Origin of the sequence: Streptomyces sp. NPDC014991, from assembly GCF_043080665.1 — a bacterium.
GTDB lineage: Bacteria > Actinomycetota > Actinomycetes > Streptomycetales > Streptomycetaceae > Streptomyces.
Window position 1 is genome coordinate 452,744 of the sequence record NZ_JBIBVY010000001.1, and the last position, 23,119, is coordinate 475,862.

A 23,119-nucleotide genomic window follows, 5' to 3' on the forward strand; every position below is an offset into this window, starting at 1 on the left:
AGGTCAGCCGGGTATGCCGGCGGCGAGCAGCTCCACGAAGCCGACGTCCTCGTTGGCGACGCCGAACACCTCGGCGCGCAGCAGGGTCCGCTCGGCCCAGGCGCGGTGCGGCTTCACCTCGTTCATCTTGTTCGTGTACGCCGACCTGAGGACACCCCCGCCGCCGCGTTCCGGCCGCAGGATGTCCTGGGCGTCGCTGAACTCCTCGTGGCTGACCACGGAGAGCGCGTGGACGGGCAGGACGTGGGAGGGGTGGATGCAGGTCTTGCCGAGGAGGCCGTTGGCCTGGTCGAGGGAGATCTCGCGGAGCAGGCCGTCCATGGCGTGTTCGATGAGCCTCTCGCGCAGCTCGACGGCCTGCATCTCCAGGAAGGGGCTCTGCCGGAGCTGCGGCTTGAACATGCGCTCGGAGACACGGAAGTACTCCCAGACCGGGCCGGTGACGGTGAAGCCGGTGCCGTCGGCGCGGCCGAGCATGTTCACGACGTCGGCGATCACGGAGGCGACGATCCGGACGTCGTAGGCCGTCATGTCGGGGGCGCGGCGCAGGCCGTAGGAGGAGCAGAAGTCGGTCACGCCGAGGCGGAGGGCCAGCACCCGCTCGCGGTACTTGTCGACCGCGCGGAATATGCCCTCCAGGGTGTCCACCCGGGACTCGAGGTAGAGCAGTTCCGGGGACTCCAGGACCGGCATGGCGAAGAGCCGCCGGCCGGTGGCGGCCTCGGCGACGGTCAGGGCCTCCAGGAAGGGGATGCCGCGTTCCCCGGTGAATTTGGGGAGCACGAAACCGGACAGCAGGCGCACGGCCGGGCCGAGTCGCCGTACGAGGTCGGTGATCTGCTCGGGGGTGCGTACCCGGATGAACAGCAGGGGCAGCTCCACGCCGGGCCGGGCGGCATGGCCGGCGAGGGCGGCGAACTGGCGGACGAGGTTCTCCTCGCCTGCCGCGACGTCCGCGTCGCCGATCGAGTCCTCCAGGCACAGCACCATCGAGACCACGCCGTTCCCGGCCTGTCTGACGATGTCGTCCGCCAGCCGGGGCCGGGTGGCCGGGCTGTAGAGCGTGGCGCCCAGGGCCGCGGAGAGCAACCGGGCCGGGGAGTCGGCGGTGAACGCGCACGGCTCCCGGTGGAAGAGGCGCTGACGCACCTCCGGGGCGATGTGCCCGAAATGACGCATAGGACTCCCTCTGGGGTGCGAGCCGAGTCTGAGGATTCGGTAAAGGGTGGCCGGTAATAGTACGTAGGGATCCATGTGAGGAGTTCCCGGTGGGCATGAATTTCCGGTGACCCGCCCATGTCGGCGCCACGGCCCCCCGCATTGTCGTGACCAGGACCGAGAGGGCAGGATGACCGCATGACGCACGCGATGCTGAAGGGGTCGAACGTCCCGCTGGAGGCCACCACGGTCCGCGCGGTGCTGCGCTGGACGCCGGGGCAGGAAGTCCCGGACGTGGATGTCTCGGCGCTGTTGCTGGGGCCCGACGGCCGTGTGCGCTCCGACGAGGACTTCGTCTTCTACAACCAGCCCCGGCACCCCTCAGGGGTGGTGTGGCGGCTGGGCAAGAAGCGGATCGCCGAGGGACTGACCGACACGATCCAGGCGGACCTGCCCGGTGTCGAACCGAGCGTCGGCCGGATCCTGCTGGTCGCCTCCGCCGACGGGGTCCCCTTCGACCGGGTGCCGGCGCTGTGCATCCTGCTGTACGACGCGGGGGCCGCCGACGGGGAGCCGCTGGCCCGGTTCGACATCAAGCCGGAGACCGGTGCGGAGACGGCGCTGATCTGCGGGGAGCTGTACCGGCGCGGGGAGGGATGGAAGTTCCGCGCTCTGGGCGAGGGCTACTCGAACGGGCTGAGGGGGCTCGCCACCGACTTCGGCATCTCGGTGGACGAGTCGGAGGAGACGGAGGAGGAGCCGGCTCCCGCCGGGCCGGCGTCCCGGCCGCTGCCCCCGGAGCTGCCGGCGTCCGTGGTGCCGCCGCAGGCGGCGTACGGCTACCCGCAGCCGCCGCCGCAGACGCACCCCCAGCCGGTGCCCGTGCCGGTACCGGCGACCGTGGGGCTGGACCCGGACTTCCGGCTGCCGCCGCAGGGGCCGCAGTTCATCGGGCGGTAGGGCGGCGGCCAGGGTCCCGTGCCGGGGTGACTACCGGTCGACCTTGGTCTTGTAGCCCCGGCCCCACTGGAGTCCCCAGCCGTACAGGCGGTCCAGTTCGCCCTGGAAGCCGTAGACGAACTTGACCTCCCGGCGGACGACGAGTTCGCCCTTGACGTTCTCGATCATCACCACGGCGCAGGAGCGGGCCTGGGGATGGCGTTCGTCGAGGCCTATCTCGATGCGGGGGCCGTTGCTCGGGTAGAGGGTGACGATCGCGTGGGTGCGGTCGAAGGCGGGCGTCCGGTCGTAGATGTAGACGAAGACCAGCAGCCGCTTGAGCGCGTCCCGGTGGTCGAGATTGACGTACATCGTCTCGCCGGACCCCGAGCCGAACCGGTCGTCGCCGCTGAGCTTGATGTACGGCGGCGCGTTGACGTCGCCCAGGTAGCCGCCGAGCGGCTGGACGACCCCCTTGGTGCCGTCGGCCAGCTCGTACAGGCAGCCGAGGTCGAGGTCGACGTCGACCATGCTCTCCCCGTGGCCGAGGATCTCCGGCGGTTTCAGCGCCCTGAAGGGGTGCCGCAGCAGGCTGGGGCGCCGGCCCCCGTCGAAGTCGGAGGTGCGCATCCGCCAGGTGAGGTTGACCCGCAGGTGCCCGGTGGCCGCGTCCTGCTTGGTGAGGGACACCGCCTGGTGCCGTCTGGTGAGCTCGATGGTGTTGGTCGCGTTGCCCGAGTCGAAGTCGGCGGCGCGCCCGCCCAGCAGTCCGTCGAAGAAACCCATTCCCGCCCCCAGGTACTCGCGTGCTCGTCCAGACGCCGTCGGGGCGGCCGACCGCGTCGGCCGCCCCGCTCGAAGCGTTCCTCACCGGCAGGGGTGTCACACCCCGGAGGCGACCTCGGCCTTGTCGCCGGTGCCCTCGCCGGCCGCGGCCAGCGCTCGGTTGCGGCGGACGGAGGACCAGAACGACCAGGCGATCAGGACGACGCCGACGAGGCCGGTGATGACCTCGTTGATCTCGTACCGGATGGTGACCATGAGGATGATGGCGAGGGCGCCGATGGCGTAGTGGGCGCCGTGTTCGAGGTAGACGTAGTCGTCGAGGGTGCCCTGGCGGACCAGGTACACGGTCAGCGACCGGACGTACATCGCGCCGATACCGAGGCCGAGGGCCATCAGGACGATGTCGTTGGTGATGGCGAAGGCGCCGATCACGCCGTCGAAGGAGAAGGACGCGTCGAGGACCTCGAGGTAGAGGAACATGAAGAACGCGGCCTGGCCGGCCAGGACGACCGCCGAGCGCTGCTTGCCCGAGCGGGCGGCCTCTTCCTCCTCCTCGTGCTCGCGCTCCTCCGCTTCCTCCAGCCTGTCCTCGAAGAATCCGGACAGACCGCCGACGACCATGTAGGTGATCAAACCCGCGATGCCGGCGATCAGGACCGTCTGCGCCTTGTCGGCGTGGGCGCCGCCGTGCTGGTGGGCGTGGGTGGCGAAGGTGAACGAGGTGATCAGCAGGACGACGAGGGAGATGCAGACCGCCAGCATGTCGACCTTGCCGAGCTTGGCCAGGGGCCGCTCGATCCAGCGCAGCCACTGGATGTCCCGGTCCTCGAAGATGAAGTCGAGGAAGATCATCAGCAGGAACATGCCACCGAAGGCGGCGATCGCCGGGTGCGCGTCGGTGACCAGCTGCTGGTAGCGGTCCTTGTCGTTGAGCGCCAGGTTGACGGCCTGGATCGGGCCCATCTTGGCGGTGACCGCCACGATGACGACGGGGAACACCAGCCGCATGCCGAAGACCGCGATGAGAACGCCGACCGTGAGGAAGATCTTCTGCCAGAAGGCGCTCATCTTCTTCAGGATCCCGGCGTTGACCACCGCGTTGTCGAAGGAGAGCGAGATCTCCAGGACGGCGAGGATCGCCACGATGCCGAAGGCGGTCCACCCCCCGTAGAACACCGCAGCGACCAGGCCGAGCGCGGTGACCGCGAACGACCAGCCGAAGGTTTTCAGAAGCACTGGCTACCCCATCATCTGTTGGGGGTCCCTCCCAGACGGAGTCTGGGGGAGGGTCTCCCCCGCGCCGTACGCGGCTTTACGAAACGTTGACTCCGAAGTCTAGAGCGATACCCCGGAGGCCCGACGCGTACCCCTGTCCGACGGCACGGAACTTCCACTCGCCCTGATACCGGTACAGCTCGCCGAAAATCATGGCGGTCTCGGTGGAGGCGTCCTCGCTCAGGTCGTACCGGGCCAGTTCCTGGCCGTCGGCCTGGTTCACCACGCGGATGAAGGCGTTGGAGACCTGGCCGAAGGTCTGCCCGCGCTCGTCCGCCATGTGGATGGACACCGGAAAGATGATCTTCTCGCACCGGGCCGGCACCTTGGCGAGGTCGACCAGGACCGACTCGTCGTCCCCCTCGCCCTCACCGGTGAGGTTGTCCCCGGTGTGCTCCACGGAACCCTCGGGGCTCGTGAGCTGGTTGTAGAACACGAAGTACTCGTCGCCCAGCACCCGGTTGGTGCCGTCGCACAGCAGCGCGCTGGCGTCCAGGTCGAAGGGGGCGCCGGTGGTGGACCGCGCGTCCCAGCCGAGCCCGATCAGGACGTTGGTGAGGTTCGGTGCGGCCTTGGAGAGGGAGACGTTGCCTCCCTTGGCGAGCGTGACGCCCATGATGCTGGTCCTCCCCTGGTGGTGCTTCCCTGGTGGTGCTGCGCGTCCGGCGCCGCCCGTGGAACGGTGCGGCGCCGGGGCGGGAGCGGATCGGTGTCAGACGTTGACGCCGAAGTCCTGGGCGATGCCGCGCAGACCCGAGGCGTAGCCCTGGCCGACGGCGCGGAACTTCCACTCCGCGCCGTTGCGGTACAGCTCGCCGAAGACCATGGCGGTCTCGGTGGAGGCGTCCTCGCTCAGGTCGTAGCGAGCGATCTCCTGCTGGTTGGCCTGGTTCACGACGCGGATGAAGGCGTTGCGGACCTGGCCGAAGGACTGCTGGCGGTTCTCGGCTTCGTAGATCGACACCGGGAAGACGATCCTCTCGACGTCGGCCGGGACGCCGGCCAGGTCGACCTTGACCTGCTCGTCGTCGCCCTCGCCCTCACCGGTGAGGTTGTCGCCGGTGTGCTCGACGGACCCGTCCGGGCTCTTGAGGTTGTTGAAGAAGACGAAGTGCTGGTCGCTCGCGACCTTGCCGGAGTTGTTCAGCAGCAGCGCGCTGGCGTCGAGGTCGAAGTCCGTGCCGGTCGTGGTGCGCACGTCCCAGCCCAGACCGACGATGACGGCGGTCAGGCCCGGGGCCTCCTTCGTCAGTGATACGTTGCCGCCCTTGCTGAGGCTGACTCCCACGGGTCCTCCATGTGGTGTTCGGGGACGGAACCCCGTCGTGCTTCGGATATGGGATCAACGTGTCGATCCTAGTGACGGGTTCCCGTCACCCGCAGAGCATGAGCAGGGGAAATCAGCGGTTTCGAGCCGCCGGACGGCTCAGAGGGCGTCGAGTGCCTTGACGTATTCGCCCAGGTCACGGGCGTCCGGCAGGCCGTTGACCACGGTCCACCGCACGATGCCCTCCTTGTCGATGATGAAGGTGCCCCGAACGGCGCAGCCCTTGTCCTCGTCGAGGACGCCGTACGCGCGCGAGACCTCGCCGTGCGGCCAGAAGTCGCTCAGCAGGGGGTACTCGAACCCCTCCTGTTCGGCGAAGACGCGCAGGGTGTGGATGGAGTCGTTGGAGACGGCGAGCAGCTGGGTGTCGCGGTCCGAGAACTGCGGCAGGTTGTCGCGCAGCTCGCACAGCTCGCCGGTGCACACGCCGGTGAAGGCGAACGGATAGAAGAGGAGGACCACGTTCTTGTCGCCGTGGAACTCCGAGAGCCGCACGGTCCGGCCGTGGTTGTCCTTCAGCTCGAAGTCGGGCGCCTTGTCTCCGACCTGGATCGCCATCGTCGTGCATCCCTTCGGTGGGCTGTCGGGGGGAGGGCACAGCAAACGCCGTGGTCCACCCTACGCAGCGATCCCCGGGGGTGACGGACGGGCCGGACGTTCCCGGCCCGTCCGGTGGTGACGAAGCGGTCACTTCTTGGACTTGGCCGCCTTCGGCGTCGCCAGACGGCTGCCGCTCCAGTCCTTGCCGACACTGACGCTCTTGGCCGCGGTCAGGCCGGCCGTCGTGGCGGCGTCCTGGATGTCGCTCGGCTCCACGTACCCCGAACGGCCGGTCTTCGGCGTGAGGAGCAGGACGATGCCGCCCTCTTCGATGTACGTGGTGGCATCCACCAGCGCATCCGTCAGGTCACCGTCGTCATCACGGAACCACAGCACGACGGCGTCGGCCACGTCGTCGTAGTCCTCGTCCATGAGGTCGCCCTCGATGGCTTCCTCGATGGCCTCGCGGAGCTCCTGATCGACGTCGTCGTCGTAGCCGATCTCCTGGACCACCTGCCCGGGCTGGAAACCCAGCCTGGCGGCAGGGTTAGTCCGCTCCTCCGCGTGGTCCGCGGTCGCGCTCACGGGGTGCCTCCTGATCATGTCTTGGGAATGTCTCAGCCACGCGCGTGCGCGAAGCATTGGCCGTAGTCCACACGGGCGGGGCGGATCGCGCAAGTACCCGGCCGTCGGGACCGCCGAAACGGTGACGATCCCGGCCGGGTCGCCGCAACTTCTGGCACCGTATCCCGATTCTACGTAACCCACCTCACACCGATGTGCCCCGTTTGTGCCGTTCGGAATCATCCACAGACACGTCACTCGAACGACTTTGCCAAGCGCGTCACACCCCGGGCGTATCGTTGCGTTTTGACCGGTGCGGATGACGTACGCCTTCCCGAGGTACACGATGGGGACGGCGCAGGCAGGCGCAGAAACTGGCCCTCTCACAGGTAAGGAACAGCGTGGCTTCCGGATCCGATCGTAATCCGATCATCATTGGCGGCCTTCCGAGTCAGGTTCCTGACTTCGATCCCGAAGAGACCCAGGAGTGGCTCGACTCCCTGGACGCCGCCGTCGACGAGCGCGGCCGGGAGCGGGCCCGCTACCTCATGCTGCGTCTGATCGAGCGGGCGCGCGAGAAGCGCGTGGCCGTGCCCGAGATGCGCAGCACGGACTACGTCAACACCATCCCCACCAAGAGCGAGCCGTTCTTCCCCGGCAACGAGGAGATCGAGCGCCGGATCCTGAACGCGACCCGCTGGAACGCGGCCGTCATGGTGTCCCGCGCCCAGCGCCCGGGCATCGGCGTCGGCGGCCACATCGCCACGTTCGCCTCCTCCGCCTCCCTGTACGACGTCGGCTTCAACCACTTCTTCCGCGGCAAGGACGAGGGCGACGGCGGCGACCAGGTCTTCTTCCAGGGCCACGCCTCCCCCGGCATCTACGCGCGCGCGTACCTGCTCGACCGGCTCACCGAGAGCCAGCTGGACGGCTTCCGCCAGGAGAAGTCGAAGTACCCCGAGGGCCTCTCCAGCTACCCCCACCCGCGCTCCATGCCGGACTTCTGGGAGTTCCCGACGGTCTCCATGGGCCTCGGCCCGCTCGGTGCGATCTACCAGGCGCGGATGAACCGCTACATGGAGGCGCGCGGTATCGCGGACACCTCCCGCTCGCACGTGTGGGCGTTCCTCGGCGACGGCGAGATGGACGAGCCGGAGTCGCTCGGTCAGCTGACCATCGCCGCACGCGAGGGCCTGGACAACCTGACCTTCGTCGTCAACTGCAACCTCCAGCGCCTCGACGGCCCGGTGCGCGGCAACGGCAAGATCATCCAGGAGCTGGAGTCGGTCTTCCGGGGCGCCGGCTGGAACGTGATCAAGCTGATCTGGGACCGCACCTGGGACCCGCTGCTCGCGCAGGACCGGGACGGCATCCTCGTCAACAAGATGAACATCACCCCGGACGGGCAGTTCCAGACGTACGCCACCGAGTCCGGCGCCTACATCCGTGACCACTTCTTCGGTGACGACCACCGGCTGCGCGCGATGGTCGAGAACATGACCGACGACCAGATCCTGCACCTGGGCCGCGGCGGCCACGACCACCGCAAGATCTACGCGGCGTTCAAGGCGGCCAAGGAGCACCGGGGGCAGCCGACGGTCATCCTCGCCAAGACGGTCAAGGGCTGGACGCTGGGCCCGAACTTCGAGGGCCGCAACGCCACCCACCAGATGAAGAAGCTGACGGTCGACGACCTCAAGCGCTTCCGGGACCGCCTGCACCTGCCGATCTCCGACAAGGAGCTGGAGTCCGGCCTGCCGCCGTACTACCACCCGGGCCCGGACACGGAGGAGATCCAGTACATGCACGACCGCCGCCGGTCGCTCGGCGGTTACGTTCCCACCCGCGTCATCCGCTCCCAGCCGCTGCCACTGCCGGACGACAAGACGTACGCGACGGTGAAGAAGGGCACGGGCCAGCAGTCCATCGCGACGACGATGGCCTTCGTGCGCCTCCTCAAGGACCTCATGCGCGACAAGGAGATCGGTAAGCGGTTCGTACTGATCGCACCGGACGAGTACCGCACGTTCGGCATGGACTCCTTCTTCCCGAGTGCGAAGATCTACAACCCGCTCGGCCAGCAGTACGAGGCGGTGGACCGGGAGCTGCTCCTGGCCTACAAGGAGTCGCCGACCGGTCAGATGCTGCACGACGGCATCTCCGAGGCCGGCTGCACGGCCTCGCTGATCGCGGCCGGCTCGGCGTACGCCACGCACGGCGAGCCGCTGATCCCGGTCTACGTCTTCTACTCGATGTTCGGTTTCCAGCGCACCGGCGACCAGTTCTGGCAGATGGCCGACCAGCTGGCGCGCGGCTTCGTGCTGGGTGCGACCGCCGGTCGTACGACCCTGACCGGTGAGGGCCTCCAGCACGCGGACGGCCACTCGCAGCTGCTCGCCTCGACCAACCCGGCGTGCGTGGCCTACGACCCGGCGTACGCCTACGAGATCGCGCACATCGTGCAGGACGGCCTGCGCCGGATGTACGGCAGCTCGCCCGAGCACCCGCACGGCGAGGACGTCTTCTACTACCTGACCGTCTACAACGAGCCCATCCAGCACCCGGCCGAGCCCGCCGACGTGGACGTGGAGGGCATCGTGAAGGGCGTCCACAGGATCGGTGCGGGCACCGGCGGCTCGATCCCGGCGCAGATCATGGCCTCCGGTGTCGCGGTGCCGTGGGCGCTCCAGGCGCAGCGGATCCTCGCCGAGGAGTGGGACGTCAGGGCGGACGTGTGGTCCGCGACCTCCTGGAACGAGCTGCGCCGCGAGGCCGTGGAGTGCGAGCGGTACAACCTGCTGCACCCCGAGGAGGAGCAGCGGGTGCCGTACGTGACGCGGAAGCTCGGCGCCGCGGAGGGCCCGTTCGTGGCCGTGTCCGACTGGATGCGGTCGGTTCCGGACCAGATCGCCCGGTGGGTGCCGGGCACCTACCAGTCCCTCGGCGCGGACGGTTTCGGCTTCGCCGACACCCGGGGGGCCGCGCGCCGCTTCTTCCACATCGACGCCCAGTCGATCGTGGTGGCGGTGCTGACCGAGCTGGCGCGTGAGGGCAAGGTGGACCGGTCCGTGCTGAAGCAGGCCATCGACCGGTACCAGCTGCTGGACGTCTCGGCGGCGGATCCGGGCGTGGCGGGCGGCGACGCGTGACCTGAGCGGCCCGGGAACGACCCGAGGGCGGTGGAGCCGAACACTCCACCGCCCTTATGTCTTCTTTACGATGCGCTCATGGAACAACTGTCGGCGCAGGCGCGGTGGGAGCGGCACACCCAACGGCCGCTGCTGGCGTTCGCGCTCGCGTTCACCGTCGCCTACGCGGTACCGATCGTGGACGCGTCCGCCGGACGCTCCCTGACCGCGGCGTGCACGGTGGTGGAGTGGGTGGTGTGGGGCGCGTTCGCCGTCGACTACCTGATGCGGCTGGCACTCACCCCGCACCGCGGACAGTTCGTACGGCGCCACTGGCTCGACCTGTGCGCGGTGATCCTGCCGATGCTCCAGCCGCTGCGGCTGCTGCGCCTGGTGTCCACGCTGCTGCTGGTGGGGCGGCGGGCGCGGATGGCTCCGCAGATCCGGCTGACCACGTATGTCGTCGGGGCCGTGATCGGACTGCTGATGTTCGGCTCGCTGGCGGTGCTGTCCGTGGAACGGGAGTCGCCGCACGGGAACATCCGGACGCTGGGCGACGCCGTGTGGTGGTCCTTCACGACGATGACGACCGTGGGATACGGGGACCACGCGCCGACCACCGGGCTAGGACGGATGATCGCGGTCGGGCTGATGCTGTCGGGCATCGCGCTGCTCGGTGTCGTCACCGCGAACATCGCCGCGTGGTTCATCTCGCGGTTCGAGAAGGACGACGTGGAGGAACGGCGGCAGACGGAGGCGATCGCCTCCCTGACCGAGGAGGTACGGCTGCTGCGGGCGGAGGTGGCACGGCTGGCCGCGGAACAACGGGAACACCGCTGACGCGACGCCCGGCCGGGCGCGCGCTCCACAGGCCCACGCCGCCGGGGCACCGCCAGGGGCGCGGGGAACCGCGCGACCGGCCACGACGATCCCGCAGCCGGTGCCACAGCGCACGTCCACCCGCGCCCCAGGCGCCGGGGTGCCCGCCGGCTACAGCAGGCCGTGGCCCCAGGTCGCCGCGCCCGCCAGGGCGATGATGGCGAGCAGGGTGTCGATCGCGCCCAGGATCAGGGCCACCAGAGCCGGTACGTTGCGGTCGCTGGACCAGGTGCGGCCCATCGACTGCCAGCCGCAGAACATCGCGACGGGGCCGAGGATGATGCCCAGTGCGAAAAAGCCGGCCACCGCACAGATGGTTCCGATGATCCCGAGCGTCGCACGGTCCGGCCCGGTCCGCTGCCACGTCCGGCCGCGGGACCGGGGGTACCCGCGCGTTCCTTGCCCGAAGCCCGCCATCATCAACTCCCTGGGGTTCTTTGGACAGTTCGGCTTCGGTGTGCGGGTACCCCGGTTCCGTCCCGGCAGACCTGCGCGCGCCACCCCCCTCCGGCAGCGCGCGCCGCGGCCCGGCCGCCCCCCCCCAGGTCCTGCGGAGGACCTGACCCACTGTGACCTGGCACGCGCGCCGGGAGCGAGCGATCTTGAGCGGGGTCACCCTGATAGGGGAACTCCGCCGGGAAGGGGAGCGGTGACCGGGTCTCAGATGTGGCCCACGCCCGCGCCCGCCTCCGCGTTCTCGCCGCGCTTGGTGAGCAGCGCGACCAGGACGGCGCCCGCCGCCACGCCGGCCGCGACCAGGGAGGCGAGGCTCATGCCGGAGATGAAGGTGTCGTGGGCGACGGCGGTGATCTTCGCGGCGACCGGTTCCGGCATGCCCTTCGTCACCGGGGCCACACCGACCTGCACGGCCTCGGAGGCCTGGCCGAGCTGACCGGGCGTCAGCTTCGGCAGACCGGCGTCGGCCCAGTTGCCCGGCAGGTCGCTGTCGACCTTGGAGGCCATCACGGCGCCGAGCACCGCCGTACCGAGGCTGCTGCCGATCTGCATGGCCGCCTGCTGGAGACCGCCCGCCACGCCGGACAGCTCCATGGGGGCGTTACCGACGATGACCTCCGTGGCACCGACCATGACCGGCGCGAGACCGAGGCCGAGCAGGGCGAACCAGAGGGACATCAGCGCGCTGCCGGTGTCGACCTCGAGCGTGGACATGCCGTACAGGGCGACCGCGGTGACGGCCATGCCGCCGGCCAGCGGGACGCGCGGGCCGAGCCGGGTGATCGCGGCGCCGGCGAGCGGGGAGCCGACGATCATCATGCCGGTGAGCGGCAGCAGGTGCAGGCCGGCGTCGACGGGGCTCATGCCGTGGACGTTCTGGAGGTAGAACGTCACGAAGAACAGGCCGCCCATGAACGCGATGGACATCAGGACCATCAGCACCGCACCCGCCGAGAACGGCACGGAACGGAACAGGCGCAGCGGGATCAGCGGTTCCGCCACCCGCGTCTCCCAGAGGGCGAAGAGCACGAACAGCAGCGCCGAGGCGCCGAGGAACAGCCAGGTCCGGCCCGCGCCCCAGCCCCACGCCGGGGCCTTGATGAGCGCCCAGACCAGGCAGAACATCGCGCCGGACAGCAGGGCGATGCCGAGAATGTCGAAGGAGCGCGGGGCGTTCTCGGCCCGGTGGTCGAGCAGGATCAGGGTGCCGAGGAGCAGGGCGAGGGCACCGACCGGCACGTTGATGAAGAACACCGACTGCCAGTTGACGTGTTCGACGAGGACGCCGCCGAGGATGGGGCCGCCCGCCGTCGAGGCGCCGATCACCATGCCCCACACGCCGATGGCCATGTTGAGCTTCTCGGCCGGGAAGGTGGCCCGCAGCACGCCGAGCGCGGCCGGCATCAGCAGCGCGCCGAACAGCCCCTGGAAGACGCGGAAGGTGACGACAGCGGCGATGCTGCCGGAGAGCCCGATGGCACCGGAGGCGACGGCGAAGCCGGTGACCCCGATGAGGAAGGTCTGCCGGTGGCCGAAGCGGTCTCCGAGCTTGCCCGCGGTGATCAGTGTGACCGCGAGGGCGAGGAAGTAGGAGTTGGTGATCCACTGCACGTCGGCGAAGGACGCGTGCAGGTCGTCGCGGATGGCCGGGTTGGCGATGGCCACGATGGTGCCGTCCAGGGCCACCATCATGACCCCTACGGCGACGGTGATGAGGGTGAGCCACGGGTGGCCACGCAGCCCCGAGGCCGGGGGCGGGCCCGACGGAGCGGGTGCCTTGTCCCCCGGTCCCGTCGGGTCGATGGCGGTCTGACTAGTCATACCCCGAGGCTAGTGACAGTGACTGACAGTTGACAAACCGAATCACAAGACGGTTACTGACATGTCGTCGCCGGATAGGCTGAACAGGCCGGACGTTCACGGGAGAGAGGGCCATGGAGACGCTGCGCGAACGCAAGAAGCGGCGTACCCGGGAGGCGCTGCTGCGGGCCGCTCTCGAACTGTTCACCACACAGGGGTACGAGCAGACCACCGTCGACGAGATCGCCGAGGCCGTCGACGTCTCGCAGCGCACCTTCTTCCGTTACTTCGCGGGCAAGGAGGACGTCGCCTTCGCGGTCCAGAAGACGACGGAGGCGGCCTTCGTGGCGGCCGTCCGCGCCCGGCCGCCGCAGGAGGCGCCGATGCAGGCGCTGCGGCAGGCGTTCCTGGAGGGCTGGGACGCGATCCGCGAGACCGTCGAGTCGGCCGTCCCGGTCGAGCTGTACCTGCGTATGTACCGCACGATCGACTCCACGCCCGCGCTGCTCGCCGCGCATCTGCGCCGGTCGGCGGCGACGGAGGAGACCATCGCGCGGGTACTGGCCGAGCGGGAGGGCGTCGACGTGGACACCGACCCGCGGCCACGGCTGGCGGTGGCCGTGTTCGGCGGGGTGATCCGGGTCTCCGAACGGCAGTGGTGCACCGGCGAGGACTTCGGCCTGGAGTCGATCCGCACGCTCACCGCGTCGTACCTCGACCAGCTGTCTTCGGCACTCACGGGGAACTGGCGCGCCGGCTGAGAACGCCGGCGGGTCACCGGCGGACCGTCGTCACGTGGTGCGACGTCCGCTGAAACGTGGTCCTGCACGTGATCCGTGTCACTCGGTTACCGCGAGACCCTCCCGTTCTCCTAGTGTGTCCTCCCAGTGACTTCCTTCGACACCTCCCCGAAATTGAACGTCTGGCGCGCCCTGCCGGCGCTGGCCGTGGTGTTCGTGATGCTCGCGACCACCGGCTGGACCGCCATGCGCAGCCACCGGGAGTCGACGGCACTCCAGGCCTCGCTCTCCCAGTGGGAGCACGGCAGCATCCACGGCCGCCACCTGCCGGACCCCGGGTCCGGCCCGGCGCGCCTCGGCCACTTCTTCGCCTCGCTCACCCCGCACGAGCGCGACCGTCTCGCCCACCGCTACCCGCTGGCCGTCGGCAACATGAACGGCGCCCCCGTCCCGCTGCGCTACCTCGCCAACCGCGTCGCGCTGAAGCAGGCCCGCGCGGTGGAGCGGAAGCGGATGCACGACAGCCGGCTCAGCACCGCCGGCCAGCAGGACGCGGGCCACCGGATGCAGCGCTACGCCTCCCTGCTGAGTCCCGGCCGGCACATCCTGGCCTTCGACCCCGAGGGTTCGGGCCGGGTCGCCGAGGTGTTCGGCGACCTCGACAGGGCGCAGCGGGTCTCGGTCGTCGTCCCCGGCGTCGACACCGACCTGCTCACCTTCCAGCGGACGTACCGCAGGTACAGCGCCCCGGTCGGCATGGCCAAGGCCCTGTACGCGGCCGAGCGCACGGCGAGTCCCACGACCGGTACGGCGGTGATCGCCTGGGCCGACTACACCGCTCCCGACGGGCTCGGGGTGGACGCGGCCACCGGCCTGCGCGCCGAGGAGGGCGCCGTACGGCTGAACGCGTTGCTGCGCGCGCTGCCCGGCCGTGCCCCGGTGTCGATGTTCTGCCACAGCTACGGCTCCGTCGTCTGCGGGGTCGCCGCGCACGGCATGCCCGGCCGGGTGGCCGACATAGCCGTGGCGGCGAGCCCCGGCATGCGGGTCACCCAGGCCGGCCATCTGCGCACGACGGCCCGGGTGTGGGCCATGCGGGACGCCACCGACTGGGTGCAGGACGTGCCGTACCTGGAGCTGGGCGGCCTCGGTCACGGCGCCGACCCGGTGTCCGCGGGCTTCGGGGCGCGGGTGCTGTCGGCGCGGGACGCGCAGGGCCACAGCGGTTACTTCCAGCCGGGCACGGACAGCCTGCGCAACCTCGCCGACATCGGCGTGGGCGCGTACGACGTGGTGACGTGCGCACAGGAGAACGACGCGTGCCGGTCCGGTCTGTCCGGCACGACGACGGCCGGACGCGCGTAGAGACAGCAGGAAGTGCGGTCTGCGCGGGTGGCGACGGAGGAGCACGTGCCGCATACGATGAGCCGCATGGGTGACGTACTGGCGGGATTTCATGCCGTATGGGAGTTCGAGTCCGACTCCGTGCTCATCCGTTACGAACGGGGGATACGGACACCGAAGCTGTTCCAGGCGCTCGGCGAGCGCCGGATTCCGCTGGCCGCGGTCGAGGAGGTGACCCTCAGCCCGGGCAGACGCGGCACGGTCGTCCTGCGGCTGCGGCCACGCCCCGGCGCCGATCCGCTGATGGAGGCGGCCGACGGCCAGCTGAAGGAGGGCTCCGACCCCTACCGGCTGGCGCTGCCGGCCGAGCGGGAGACCCTCGCGGAGTACTACGCCGACGAGCTGAAGGGCCTGCTGACCGGGTCCGGGCCCGTGGAGCGGTACCTGGTGGCGGCGCCCGAGGCACCGCTCCAGTTCAAGGCGTACGACGGGAAGGCCTCCTTCGACGGGACGTCCGTGCAGTTCCGCTGGTCCTGGACGGGTGCGTCCTCGGCGAAGTGGAAGGCCGGCGACCAGAGCTTCGCGGTGACCGGGCTGAGCGGGGTGGAGTGGCGGTCGCCGGAGGTCTTCGAGGGACACCTGCGGCTGCTGCCCCGTGACCCGGGCGCCGGCCGGTCCGCGCTACCGGACCAGGACCCGGCCTCGGTGGTGTTCGGGCTGGGGTACGGGCCGGTGCACGAGTCGCTGCCGTTCGCCGCGGCGGTCCTCTCGGCGGTGCGCTCCCGCGGACCGGCACCGCTGGCACCGGCCGTGTCGCGGCGCGACCCCGCCGGCATCGCCGAGCGGATCCGGCACCTCGGGGAGCTGCACCGGGCCGGGCTGATCACCGACGAGGAGTTCTCCGCCAAGAAGGCCGACCTGCTCGCCGAGCTGTAGCGTCCACCGGGCGCGCCCCGCGACGGGTCCCGCGCCCCCCGCGTCCGGCCGCGCCCCCTCCCGGACCCCGCGTGTCCGGCGGCCACCCCGCCTCCCGGGCGCCTGCCCGGCGAGGTCCGGGGACGCCTCCAGCACGGCGTCCGCCCTGGACGGCCAGCACCGGTGGAAGCCGCCGGCCCGTCCGCGGGCGCGGTCCGCTCCCCTCCCGGTCGGCCGCTACTCCCTGCCCGCGGAGGTGAAGGCCATGTCCGTGTAGCGGTCGCCCGCCACCTCGGCCGCGATCGGCTCCAGCCGGGCCAGCTCCGCGTCGGTGAGGGTGATCCGGGTCGCCGCGGCGTTCTCCGCCACCCTGCCCGGACTGCGGGTGCCCGGGATGGGGACCACCGTCAGCCCGTCGACCGCCGCCCGCTGCTGGATCCAGGCCAGGGCGATCTGGCCGAGGGTGGCCCCGTGGGCCTCGGCGATCGCGCGGACCGGCGCCAGCAGGGCCGCGTTGGCGGCCGCGTTGTCCCCGCTGTAGCGGGGCATGTGGCGGCGGAAGTCGCCGGCGGTGAGGTCCTGCGCGGCGTCGGCGAAGGCTCCGGTGAGGAAGCCGCGGCCCAGCGGGGAGTACGGCACGAGGGCGACGCCCAGGTCCCGCGCGGCCGGTACGACCCGGGCCTCGATGTCCCGGCTGAACAGGGACCACTCCGACTGCACGGCCGCGACCGGGTGCACGGCGTGCGCGGCGCGCAGCTCGTCGGCGGTGACCTCGCTGAGCCCGAGGTGCTTGACCTTGCCCTCCCGGACCAGGTCCGCCATCGTGCCGACGGTCTCCTCGATGGGGACGTCCACATCGCGGCGGTGCATGTAGTAGAGGTCGATCACGTCGACGCCGAGCCGCCGCAGGCTGGCCTCGACGGCCTGGCGGATGTAGGGCGGGTCGTTGCGGATGATCCGCTTCGCCGGGTCGTCCGGATGCCAGGACAGGGCGAACTTGGTGGCGATGACCACCTCGTTCCGGTGGGTCTTGAGGAACGGGGCGAGGAACCGTTCGTTCTCGCCGGAGCCGTAGAAGTCGGCGGTGTCGTAGAGGGTGACGCCGAGTTCGAGGGCCCGCTCCAGCGTCGCCCGGGCCTGGTCGGTGTCGGTGGGTCCGTACGCGGCGCTCATGCCCATGCAGCCGAGCCCCTGGACGCCGGTCACCGGCCCCTGTGCGCCGAGCCGTACCGTAGCGATCCTGGCGTCGGTCATCGGTTGGTTCCCTCCGTGGCGTAGAAACTGATCTTGCGGTCGAGCACGGCGAGCGTGTCCCGCAGTTCGGCGATCCGGCCCAGCACGTCCCGGCGGGTGGCCTCCAGCAGCCCCCGGCGCGCCGCGTACGTGCTCTCGCCCTCGCGCACCAGTTCCGCGTACCGGACCATGTCCGCCACCGGCATCCCGGTCAGCCGCAGCTTGGTCACGAAGTCCAGCCAGTCCAGGTCGCGGTTGCTGTAGCGGCGCTGGCCGGTGTGCGAGCGGTCGACGTGCGGCATCAGCCCGATCCGCTCGTACCAGCGCAGGGTGTGCGCGGTCAGACCCGTGCGGGCGACGACCTCACTGATCGTGTAGCGGTCCTGGCCGTCGGGCCGTGGATGGCGCCGCGGCGGGGCGGAGCAGATGTCGGTGGGGGTGGCGTGCCCGGTGGCCGCCGGCGTGGTCTGCGTCACCGTCATGGCCCCCACGCTATGACCTTCGAGTGCACTCCAGGCAAGCGGGACCGGCAAGAAATCCGCGCGACGTGATCAAGGCGGGGTGGTTAGCGTGCGGGACATGAGTTCCGTACGCCGGGCCCGGCCCGAGGACGCCGCCGAAGTGCTGCGACTGCGCCAGCTGATGATCGACTCCCTGTGGGGCTCCGGGAGTTCGGGGCCGGGACCGGCCGACTGGCACGCGGAGTCGCTGCCGACGCTGCGGGAGCGGCTCGGCGAGCAGGACGGGGACTTCGCGGCGTTCGTCGTGGACCGCGCCGGCCGGCCGGGGGCGCTGGCCGCGCTGGTGGCGGGGACCGTGGAGTACCGCATCGGCAAGGCGGGGAATCCGCGGGGGCGGGTCGGCCACGTCTTCAGTGTCGCGACCGACCCGGACGCCCGACGGCGTGGGTACGCGCGCGCGTGCATGACCGAGCTGCTGGCCTGGTTCCGGGCGCGGGGCGCCGGGCACGTGCTGCTCAACGCCTCGCCGGAGGCCGAGCCGCTGTACGCCTCCCTCGGTTTCACCCGCGACCCCGACCCGTCGATGCGGCTGCTGCTGTGAGCCGCATAGGCTCGGGCACATGTCGTCGCAGAGCCTGGCACTGATCGAGAACTGGCCCGTCCCCACCGCCGCGGCGGGTGTCGTACGTGCCGACGGGACCGTCCTCGGGACACACGGCCCCGCCGGGCACCGCTTCCCGCTGGCCTCCGTCACCAAGCCACTGGCGGCCTACGCGGCGCTCGTGGCGTACGAGGAGGGGGCGGTCGAGCTGGACGAGCCGGCCGGTCCGCCCGGGTCGACGGTCCGTCACCTGCTCGCGCACACCTCCGGCCTGGCCTTCGACGAGCACCGGGTCACCGCCGCGGCCGGGGAGCGGCGGCTGTACTCCAACGCCGGGTTCGAGCAGCTCGGTGACCACATCGCCCGGGCGACGGACATCCCGTTCGCCGAGTACCTGCGGCAGGCCGTGCTGGCTCCGCTGGGGATGACGTCGACGTCACTGGAGGGCTCGCCGGCCAAGGACGGCGTGTCGACGGTGTCGGACCTGCTGCGGTTCGCGGCGGAGGTACAGGCACCGCGCCTGCTGGACCCGCGGACGGTCGCGGAGGCGATGACCGTCCAGTACCCCGGGAGGAAGGGGGTCCTGCCCGGTTACGGCCACCAGAACCCCAACGACTGGGGCCTGGGATTCGAGATCCGCGGCGGCAAGTCCCCGCACTGGACGGGCGCTTCGTCCTCGCCGCGCACGTTCGGGCACTTCGGCCAGTCCGGTACGTTCCTGTGGATCGACCCCGACGCCGGGGTGGCGGCGGTGGCTCTGACGGACCGGGCGTTCGGCACTTGGGCGATCGAGGCGTGGCCGGCGTTCACGGACGCGGTGCTGACGGAACTGCGCGGCTGAGGTCCGCGGCGGCCGGTCGCGCGCGGAACCGGGCGATCGGCCCCCGCGGCCGAGCCCGGCGACGGCCGTGGTCACGGCGCCATCTCCCACAGCAGCAGCTCCGCCGCCGCGACCGCCACCGCCTCCAGGCCCGCCGCGTCCGTGACACGGGCCGCGTCGCCCGCTCCCAGCTCCTCGCCGTCCAGCCGCACCTCGCCGCGCACCACGTGCACGTACAAGAACGCCGCGTCCGGCACCGCGACCCGCTCCCCCGGTGCCAGGCGCCGTACGTGCAGCACCGCGCCGGCGGCCGGGACCGCGTACGCAGTGGAGTCGGCGATGCCCGTCACGGTCCGGTACGCGGGCTCGCCGCCCGCCTCCCGGGGGGCCAGCCACATCTGGAGGAAGACCAGCGGGACGGCACCGTCGTTGCGCTCGGTGTGCCGCACGCCCGTCGCCGCGCTGAGGTGCTGGACGTCTCCGGGGCGGACGGTCGTCCGGTGGCCCGTGGAGTCGCGGTGGGTCAGTTCGCCCTCGATCACCCAGGTGACGATCTCGGTGTGGCTGTGCGGGTGTTCGCCGAAGCCGGCGCCGGGGGCGAGCCGTTCCTCGTTGCAGGCGATCAGCGCGCCGAAGCGGAGGTTGTCCGGGTCGAAGTGCGGGCCGAAGGAGAAGGCGTGGCGGGAGTCGGTCCCGGTCTCCGGGTCCCCTCCGCGGTAGCGCTCACCGGCGCGCCGGACGTCCGTCACGGGCACCACCGTAGACCCCGTCCCGGACCCGGCGACGCAGGGTCCCGTCCCGATAAGGCAGTCTTGTCCCCGTGCCCGAACCCGAAACCCACCGCAGCGACCCCGCAGTACACGCCGTCCACGCGCACGCCGCGACCCTGAGGCGACTGGAGAAGTCCTCCGGCAGTCTCGCCGCGCAGGCCATCGCACGGATGGACGAGACCCTGCCGTGGTACCGGGCCATGCCCCCGGAGAACCGTTCCTGGATCGGGCTCGTCGCCCAGGCGGGCATCGCTGCCTTCACCGAGTGGTTCCGGCGCCCGGACGCGCCGCAGGCGATCTCCACGGACGTCTTCGGGACCGCGCCGCGCGAGCTGACCCGGGCCATCACGCTGCGGCAGACCGTGGAGATGGTGCGCACCACGATCGAGGTGATGGAGAGCGCCATCGACGAGGTGGCGGCGCCGGGTGACGAACGGGTGCTGCGCGAGGCGCTGCTGGTGTACGCCCGCGAGATCGCCTTCGCCACGGCCCAGGTGTACGCCCAGGCCGCCGAGGCACGGGGTGCCTGGGACGCGCGGCTGGAGTCGCTGGTGGTGAACGCCGTGCTCAGCGGGGAGGCGGACGAGGGGGCCGTCAGCCGGGCCGCCGCGCTGGGCTGGAACTCCCCCGAGCATGTGTGCGTGGTGCTCGGGACCGCCCCGGACGGGGACAGCGAGCTGACCGTCGAGGCGATCCGGCGCGCCGCCCGGCACGCCAAGCTCCAGGTGCTCACCGGGGTGCTCGGGGACCGGCTCGTCGTCGTCGCCGGCGGCAGCCCCAACCCGCTCGCCGTCGCGAAGTCGCTGATCGGGCCGTACGCGGCCGGGCCGGTGGTCGCGGGACCCGTCGTACCCGACCTGCTGGCCGCCACCCGGTCCGCGCAGGCCGCCGCCGCGGGGCTGAAGGCCTGTTCCGCCTGGCAGGACGCGCCGCGGCCGGTGCTCGCGGACGATCTGCTGCCGGAGCGCGCCATGGCGGGCGATCCGAGCGCCCGTGAGCAGCTGGTGGAGGAGATCTACAGACCGCTGGAGGAGGCGGGCTCGGCTCTCCTGGAAACCCTGAGTGTCTACCTGGAGCAGGCCAGCAGCCTGGAAGGCGCGGCGAGAATGCTCTTCGTTCACCCGAACACCGTGCGCTACCGGCTCCGACGTGTGACAGACGTCACCGGCTGGTCGCCGTCGGATGTACGATCCGCCTTCACACTGCGGATCGCGCTCATCCTGGGGCGTCTGGCCGACGGTGATGCTCAGGCATAGGGTTTTGTGGGGGCTCCACAAAAGCCCTCCGTGTTCTTCGTCCCTGTCCTCACGGGCGGCCGTGCCCGTCCCCAAGAGAGAGTGTGAGAGTGCTCGTACTCGTCGCTCCCGGCCAGGGCGCCCAGACGCCCGGCTTCCTGACCCCCTGGCTCGACCTCCCCGGTGCCGCGGACCGCGTCGCCGCGTGGTCGGACGCCCTCGGACTGGACCTGGCCCACTACGGCACCCAGGCCGACGCCGACGCCATCCGGGACACCGCGGTGGCCCAGCCGCTGCTGGTGGCCGCCGGCATCCTGTCCGCCGCGGCACTGGGTGACATGACCGAGATCGCGCCGGGCGCGGTCGCGGGTCACAGCGTGGGTGAGATCACCGCCGCCGTCTTCGCCGGGATCCTGGACGACACGGCCGCCCTCGGTCTCGTCCGCACCCGGGGTCTGGCGATGGCCGACGCCGCCGCCGTCACGGAGACCGGCATGGCGGCGCTGCTGGGCGGTGACCCGGAGGTCACCCTCGCGCACCTGGAGAAGCTGGGCCTGACCCCGGCGAACATCAACGGCGCGGGCCAGATCGTGGCCGCCGGCACGCGGGAGCAGCTCGCCGCGCTGGCCGAGGACAAGCCCGAGGGTGTCCGCAAGGTCGTCCCGCTCAAGGTCGCCGGCGCCTTCCACACGCGTCACATGGCCCCCGCGGTCGAGACGCTGGCCAAGGCCGCGGCGGACCTCACGCCCGCCGACCCGCGGGTCGCCTACGTCTCCAACAAGGACGGACAGGCCGTCGCCACCGGTGCCGAGGTGCTGGAGCGGCTGGTCGGTCAGGTCGCCAACCCCGTGCGCTGGGACCTGTGCATGGAGACCTTCAAGGAACTCGGCGTCACCGCGCTGATCGAGGTGTGCCCGGGCGGCACGCTGACCGGCCTGGCCAAGCGCGCACTGCCCGGCGTGGCGACGCTGGCCCTGAAGACCCCCGACGATCTCGACGCGGCCCGCGCTCTCCTCGCAGAGCACACCGGCGTCTAAGGAGCCGTACATGGCGAAGATCAAGCCCAGCAAGGGCGCCCCGTACGCGCGCATCCTCGGTGTCGGCGGCTACCGCCCGACCCGGGTCGTGCCCAACGAGGTGATCCTCGAGAAGATCGACTCGTCGGACGAGTGGATCCGTTCGCGCTCCGGTATCGAGACCCGGCACTGGGCCGGACCCGACGAGACCGTGGCCACGATGGCGGTCGAGGCCTCCGGCAAGGCGATCGCGGACGCGGGCATCGACGCCGAGCGGATCGGCGCGGTGGTCGTCTCCACCGTCTCGCACTTCAGCCAGACCCCGGCCGTCGCCACCGAGATCGCCGACAGGCTGGGCACGGACAAGGCCGCCGCCTTCGACATCTCGGCCGGCTGCGCGGGCTTCGGCTACGGCCTGACGCTCGCCAAGGGCATGGTGGTGGAAGGTTCCGCCGACCACGTCCTCGTCATCGGCGTGGAGCGGCTGAGCGACCTGACCGACCTGGAGGACCGGGCGACCGCGTTCCTCTTCGGCGACGGTGCCGGCGCGGTCGTCGTCGGCCCCTCCGACGAGCCGGCGATCGGCCCGACCGTGTGGGGCTCCGAGGGCGACAAGGCCGAGACGATCCGGCAGACCGTGTCGTGGGACCGGTTCCGGCTCGGTGACCTCTCCGCGCTGCCGCTCGACAGCGACGGCAACATCAAGTTCCCTGCGATCACGCAGGAGGGCCAGGCGGTGTTCCGCTGGGCCGTGTTCGAGATGGCGAAGGTCGCCCAGCAGGCGCTGGACGCGGCCGGGATCACCTCGGACGAACTGGACGTCTTCATCCCGCACCAGGCCAACGTGCGGATCATCGACTCGATGGTGAAGACGCTGAAACTGCCGGAGCACGTCACGGTCGCCCGTGACATCCGCACCACCGGCAACACCTCGGCCGCCTCGATCCCGCTCGCGATGGAGCGGCTCCTGGCGACCGGGGAGGCGAAGAGCGGCGACACCGCGCTCGTCATCGGATTCGGGGCGGGTCTCGTCTACGCCGCCACGGTCGTTACCCTCCCCTAGGCACTCCGTGCCGGACCATGCGGTCCGGCACGGGGACAACTGCCGCAAACCGTCTGAAACATCGAAGAA

At 70.9% G+C, this 23,119-nt stretch carries 23 protein-coding genes; 11 read left to right on the top strand and 12 right to left on the bottom strand.

Translation table 11 applies throughout. The annotated features are described in order from the left end of the window. Positions 1-3: 3 nt before the first annotated feature. Positions 4-1,179, bottom strand: a complete 1,176-nt coding sequence (locus ACF1BE_RS02055) for an HpcH/HpaI aldolase/citrate lyase family protein (RefSeq protein WP_392197041.1) — start codon at positions 1,177-1,179, stop codon at positions 4-6. Positions 1,180-1,356: 177 nt separating this feature from the next. Here ACF1BE_RS02055 and ACF1BE_RS02060 point away from each other — a divergent pair, with 177 nt between their 5' ends. Further along, positions 1,357-2,118, top strand: coding sequence for a TerD family protein (locus tag ACF1BE_RS02060; RefSeq protein WP_392197042.1), 762 nt, complete (start codon positions 1,357-1,359; stop codon positions 2,116-2,118). 30 nt (positions 2,119-2,148) lie between these two features. On the opposite strand, the gene ACF1BE_RS02065 is transcribed toward ACF1BE_RS02060, so the two are convergent. The 6 genes from ACF1BE_RS02065 to ACF1BE_RS02090 form a co-directional block, all read right to left on the bottom strand. Beyond that, positions 2,149-2,883, bottom strand: a complete 735-nt coding sequence (locus ACF1BE_RS02065; protein ID WP_392197043.1) for a Tellurium resistance — start codon at positions 2,881-2,883, stop codon at positions 2,149-2,151. Between the two features lie 96 nt (positions 2,884-2,979). Then, a complete protein-coding gene (locus tag ACF1BE_RS02070; RefSeq protein WP_392197044.1) occupies positions 2,980-4,119 on the bottom strand; it encodes a DUF475 domain-containing protein in 1,140 nt (379 codons plus the stop codon). Between the two features lie 76 nt (positions 4,120-4,195). Next, positions 4,196-4,774, bottom strand: a complete 579-nt coding sequence (locus ACF1BE_RS02075) for a TerD family protein (protein WP_392197045.1) — start codon at positions 4,772-4,774, stop codon at positions 4,196-4,198. A 96-nt stretch (positions 4,775-4,870) separates the two neighbouring features. Beyond that, positions 4,871-5,446, bottom strand: a complete 576-nt coding sequence (locus ACF1BE_RS02080) for a TerD family protein (RefSeq protein ID WP_392197046.1) — start codon at positions 5,444-5,446, stop codon at positions 4,871-4,873. A gap of 138 nt (positions 5,447-5,584) precedes the next feature. Further along, positions 5,585-6,043: a peroxiredoxin gene (locus ACF1BE_RS02085; protein WP_392197047.1), complete on the bottom strand. Its 459-nt coding sequence runs from the start codon at positions 6,041-6,043 to the stop codon at positions 5,585-5,587. 129 nt (positions 6,044-6,172) lie between these two features. After that, the gene (locus tag ACF1BE_RS02090; protein ID WP_392197048.1) at positions 6,173-6,610 is read right to left on the bottom strand and encodes a DUF3052 domain-containing protein; all 438 of its coding nucleotides are present in this window, start codon (positions 6,608-6,610) and stop codon (positions 6,173-6,175) included. 380 nt (positions 6,611-6,990) lie between these two features. On the opposite strand from ACF1BE_RS02090, the gene aceE reads away from it, so the two are divergent. Beyond that, on the top strand, positions 6,991-9,738 hold the full coding sequence (gene aceE / locus ACF1BE_RS02095) for a pyruvate dehydrogenase (acetyl-transferring), homodimeric type (protein WP_392197049.1): 2,748 nt from the start codon (positions 6,991-6,993) through the stop codon (positions 9,736-9,738). Between the two features lie 78 nt (positions 9,739-9,816). Further along, on the top strand, positions 9,817-10,557 hold the full coding sequence (locus ACF1BE_RS02100; RefSeq protein WP_392197050.1) for a potassium channel family protein: 741 nt from the start codon (positions 9,817-9,819) through the stop codon (positions 10,555-10,557). Between the two features lie 150 nt (positions 10,558-10,707). Here the strand turns inward: ACF1BE_RS02100 and ACF1BE_RS02105 are convergent, their stop codons facing one another. Both ACF1BE_RS02105 and ACF1BE_RS02110 read right to left on the bottom strand, forming a co-directional pair. Beyond that, positions 10,708-11,013, bottom strand: coding sequence for a small hydrophobic protein (locus ACF1BE_RS02105; protein ID WP_392197051.1), 306 nt, complete (start codon positions 11,011-11,013; stop codon positions 10,708-10,710). Positions 11,014-11,256: 243 nt separating this feature from the next. Further along, entirely contained in the window at positions 11,257-12,873 is a 1,617-nt protein-coding gene (locus ACF1BE_RS02110) for an MFS transporter (RefSeq protein ID WP_392197052.1), read from the bottom strand. 113 nt (positions 12,874-12,986) lie between these two features. On the opposite strand from ACF1BE_RS02110, the gene ACF1BE_RS02115 reads away from it, so the two are divergent. The 3 genes from ACF1BE_RS02115 (at position 12,987) to ACF1BE_RS02125 (ending at position 15,872) form a co-directional block, all read left to right on the top strand. Continuing rightward, positions 12,987-13,613: a TetR family transcriptional regulator gene (locus tag ACF1BE_RS02115; protein WP_392197053.1), complete on the top strand. Its 627-nt coding sequence runs from the start codon at positions 12,987-12,989 to the stop codon at positions 13,611-13,613. Positions 13,614-13,739: 126 nt separating this feature from the next. Continuing rightward, entirely contained in the window at positions 13,740-14,957 is a 1,218-nt protein-coding gene (locus ACF1BE_RS02120; protein ID WP_392197054.1) for an alpha/beta hydrolase, read from the top strand. Between the two features lie 66 nt (positions 14,958-15,023). Then, positions 15,024-15,872 carry a DUF4429 domain-containing protein gene (locus ACF1BE_RS02125; RefSeq protein WP_392197055.1) on the top strand — a complete coding sequence of 283 codons (849 nt, stop codon included), beginning with the start codon at positions 15,024-15,026 and terminating at the stop codon, positions 15,870-15,872. Between the two features lie 216 nt (positions 15,873-16,088). Here ACF1BE_RS02125 and ACF1BE_RS02130 read toward each other — a convergent pair whose 3' ends face one another. Both ACF1BE_RS02130 and ACF1BE_RS02135 read right to left on the bottom strand, forming a co-directional pair. Next, positions 16,089-17,105: an aldo/keto reductase gene (locus tag ACF1BE_RS02130; RefSeq protein ID WP_392197056.1), complete on the bottom strand. Its 1,017-nt coding sequence runs from the start codon at positions 17,103-17,105 to the stop codon at positions 16,089-16,091. Further along, positions 17,102-17,566, bottom strand: coding sequence for a MerR family transcriptional regulator (locus ACF1BE_RS02135; protein WP_392197057.1), 465 nt, complete (start codon positions 17,564-17,566; stop codon positions 17,102-17,104). Before ACF1BE_RS02135 ends, ACF1BE_RS02130 begins: the two co-directional genes overlap by 4 nt. Before the next feature lie 97 nt (positions 17,567-17,663). Between ACF1BE_RS02135 and ACF1BE_RS02140 the strand changes: the two genes are divergently transcribed. Beyond that, positions 17,664-18,146 carry a GNAT family N-acetyltransferase gene (locus ACF1BE_RS02140; protein WP_392197058.1) on the top strand — a complete coding sequence of 161 codons (483 nt, stop codon included), beginning with the start codon at positions 17,664-17,666 and terminating at the stop codon, positions 18,144-18,146. Positions 18,147-18,165: 19 nt separating this feature from the next. After that, complete coding sequence (locus ACF1BE_RS02145; RefSeq protein WP_392197059.1) at positions 18,166-18,987, top strand: serine hydrolase domain-containing protein; 822 nt, start codon at positions 18,166-18,168, stop codon at positions 18,985-18,987. 71 nt (positions 18,988-19,058) lie between these two features. Here ACF1BE_RS02145 and ACF1BE_RS02150 read toward each other — a convergent pair whose 3' ends face one another. Next, positions 19,059-19,715 carry a pirin family protein gene (locus ACF1BE_RS02150; protein ID WP_392197060.1) on the bottom strand — a complete coding sequence of 219 codons (657 nt, stop codon included), beginning with the start codon at positions 19,713-19,715 and terminating at the stop codon, positions 19,059-19,061. A 71-nt stretch (positions 19,716-19,786) separates the two neighbouring features. Here ACF1BE_RS02150 and ACF1BE_RS02155 point away from each other — a divergent pair, with 71 nt between their 5' ends. The 3 genes from ACF1BE_RS02155 (at position 19,787) to ACF1BE_RS02165 (ending at position 23,050) form a co-directional block, all read left to right on the top strand. Next, positions 19,787-20,992: a PucR family transcriptional regulator gene (locus ACF1BE_RS02155; protein ID WP_392197061.1), complete on the top strand. Its 1,206-nt coding sequence runs from the start codon at positions 19,787-19,789 to the stop codon at positions 20,990-20,992. 89 nt (positions 20,993-21,081) lie between these two features. Further along, positions 21,082-22,008 carry an ACP S-malonyltransferase gene (locus ACF1BE_RS02160; protein WP_392197062.1) on the top strand — a complete coding sequence of 309 codons (927 nt, stop codon included), beginning with the start codon at positions 21,082-21,084 and terminating at the stop codon, positions 22,006-22,008. Positions 22,009-22,018: 10 nt separating this feature from the next. Further along, positions 22,019-23,050, top strand: coding sequence for a ketoacyl-ACP synthase III (locus ACF1BE_RS02165; protein ID WP_392197063.1), 1,032 nt, complete (start codon positions 22,019-22,021; stop codon positions 23,048-23,050). The last annotated feature ends 69 nt before the right edge of the window (positions 23,051-23,119 follow it).